This is a genomic window from Spiroplasma sp. ald, from assembly GCF_044714355.1.
Taxonomy (GTDB): domain Bacteria; phylum Bacillota_I; class Bacilli_A; order Mycoplasmatales; family Mycoplasmataceae; genus Spiroplasma; species Spiroplasma phoeniceum.
The window spans coordinates 1-2,343 of sequence record NZ_RXFY01000136.1 but is presented as its reverse complement, the minus strand read 5'-3'; the positions used below and the strand labels follow the sequence as shown (position 1 = coordinate 2,343).

Annotated in this window: 6 protein-coding genes; all 6 read right to left on the bottom strand. The window is 22.8% G+C overall.

Annotated elements, in window-relative coordinates; translation table 4 throughout:
* Nucleotides 1-243, bottom strand: a 243-nt coding sequence (locus tag EHU54_RS05570; RefSeq protein WP_400249398.1) for a hypothetical protein, incomplete at its 3' end; no start/stop codon positions are given.
* A 1-nt stretch (nt 244) separates the two neighbouring features.
* On the bottom strand, nt 245-1,018 hold the full coding sequence (locus tag EHU54_RS05565) for a hypothetical protein (RefSeq protein ID WP_400249396.1): 774 nt from the start codon (nt 1,016-1,018) through the stop codon (nt 245-247).
* A 191-nt stretch (nt 1,019-1,209) separates the two neighbouring features.
* Nucleotides 1,210-1,407, bottom strand: a complete 198-nt coding sequence (locus EHU54_RS05560) for a hypothetical protein (RefSeq protein WP_400249394.1) — start codon at nt 1,405-1,407, stop codon at nt 1,210-1,212.
* 2 nt (nt 1,408-1,409) lie between these two features.
* Nucleotides 1,410-1,574 (bottom strand): hypothetical protein, encoded by a 165-nt coding sequence (locus tag EHU54_RS05555; RefSeq protein ID WP_400249392.1) that lies wholly within the window; start codon nt 1,572-1,574, stop codon nt 1,410-1,412.
* Nucleotides 1,575-1,587: 13 nt separating this feature from the next.
* Nucleotides 1,588-1,746 (bottom strand): hypothetical protein, encoded by a 159-nt coding sequence (locus EHU54_RS05550; RefSeq protein WP_400249391.1) that lies wholly within the window; start codon nt 1,744-1,746, stop codon nt 1,588-1,590.
* A 14-nt stretch (nt 1,747-1,760) separates the two neighbouring features.
* Nucleotides 1,761-1,967, bottom strand: a complete 207-nt coding sequence (locus tag EHU54_RS05545) for a hypothetical protein (protein WP_400249389.1) — start codon at nt 1,965-1,967, stop codon at nt 1,761-1,763.
* Between the last annotated feature and the right edge of the window lie 376 nt (nt 1,968-2,343).

Below are 2,343 nucleotides of genomic sequence, written 5' to 3'. Positions count from 1 at the left end.
ATTTTTAAATGGAATAATATTAAAATCTTTTCCAAATATTAAACCTTTATTACTTAAATTAATAATTCCTAAAGCTGTAATTTTAGCATTATCAGCATTAGAAACTAATGACATATAACTTTGTCCATTTTTCATTTTCAATTCTTCAAGTGCTAAAATATTTTCTTTTAAATATTTTTCATTAACTTTTAATTCATATTTAACAATTGCACCTTTAATATATTGTTTTAGTTCATTTGCCATATTATTTGTCTCCTTTATTTATTTTGAATTTAATACCTTTAATACCAATTACTTTATTTTCTGTATTTGTATCTCATTGTGCTTTAATTGTGTTTTTAACTAACTTTTCATCAACAATTAAATATTTAATTAGTTGTATTAATTCATATTGATTAGCATTTTCTACAAAATCATCATCAATTCCAATTACTTCAATATCTTTTACCAATAATTTATCTTTAATAATATTAATACCAACTTTTTTTAATTCTTTTGGTTCTAATGCTTTATCAATTTCAGCAACTTTTTCCATAACCCTAACTTGTTCATCTTGAATTTGGTCTATATCTAAACCCATATCAACAGTTAAATTATTTGCTTTTTCAATTAATTCTTGTTTTTTTAATTCTTGTTCTTTAAATAATTCATTTTGTTTTTGTTTACGGGCTTGCGTAATATTATTATTAATTTCTTCTTGATGGCCATTAAAATATTTTTCTAAAATAAGAATATTTTTTCCATTTTTATTATGCTCATCTTTTAAATTTTTAATAAGTTCTTTAATTGGTTTAAAAACAAGATTATTTTTAGTAATAGCACTTGGAAAATCTTTTAATAAAACATCTTTATAACCATTTAATGCATAATGATTTTGATGTCTTAAAATGTATTCTGCTAATTCTTGTCCATTTTCATCAAGTCATTTTTTAATTACAAATGCTTTATTATGTTCTTCTTTAAAATCATTTTCTTTTAAATAAAACGGATAAGTAATATTTTTAATTAAATTTGTCATTATTTACCCTCCTTAATTTCCTTAATTCTTAATAAATTATTTAGTTCACTTGTATTTAAAAAATTAAAATATAATTCTGATAATGTTAATATGTCAATAGAATTATCTTTTCAATAGCATTTATATTTTTTATCTTTAATATTTATTCCAATTTACACTAATAAATGTTAATCAAGCATTTTTTATATTCATTATTTATCCTCCATTTCAATAAAACTATTTTTTGGTTTACTAAAATAAACTTGTTTTAAGTTTTCAAATTCTTCATCTGTTAATCGTTTTCTTTCAAATTCAAGGTAATATCTATCTCAAATATCTAAACTATAATCTTGTGCCGCTTCTGGATAATTATCAAATAATTCATTTAATAATTCTTTTAAATTCATCATTATTATTCACATCCTTGTCATTTAATATTTTCATTTTCTAAATCAATAATGGTTGTTTCGCTATACTTTAAATTTTTAGAATATGCTTTTGCTTCTTCTAATGTATAAAAATATGTAGTATTTATTCCATAATTATTTTTTGTTACTAATAAGTATCTTTTATCCATAATTTAATTCCTCCTAATTTTGTTTCCCTAATGCTCAATGTTCATCAGTCATATCTTCAAATGATACTGAATAACTTTTACGCATTAATTCTTGTAATTTATTTTCTTGATTACATTCTTTATGAAAACAATAACCTCAATATCTTTTTTTAAGACAAATTTTCTTTTTCATATAAACCTCCTAAATTATTGCTTTACCAAATTTGATATATTTATGTAAAAATAATGAAAATCACTATTTACTGATTGTTCAATAATTTTACAGTCTTTAAAAATTTCATAATTTTTAAAATCTTTTATTCTTCCTTTAAAAATAATACTTTGACAACTTCAAACTTCAATATTTAAATTTTTATTATAAATATCAATTCAATCTTTTAATTTATATGTCATTATTTATCCTCCTAGTTTTAACTCGCTGGCACTCACTTCCAAGTGAAAGTGCCAAAGCGAGAGTTAGTTATATAATTAAATATTTATCTATTTATTTACTACGCCATCCGCTTCACTTTGAAGGTGAGCGGTGGCGGTATGTTGTTTGTTTAATAATAGACAGTTGTTTTTTCTTTTTGGAGCCAGAGAGTTTTCTCTCTCTTCACCCGCACCATTTCAGGTCAAAACGTTCAGTTTTTAAAATAAATCTACTCGCACCTTGAAGAGCCTAATGCTGGCTTTGTGGTTTATTAAAACCGCCGCCACTTCTAAGAAGTAATATCTATCGCAAATTTATTTATAAAGTGACCATCTCAATATTTATTGTCGTTTGATG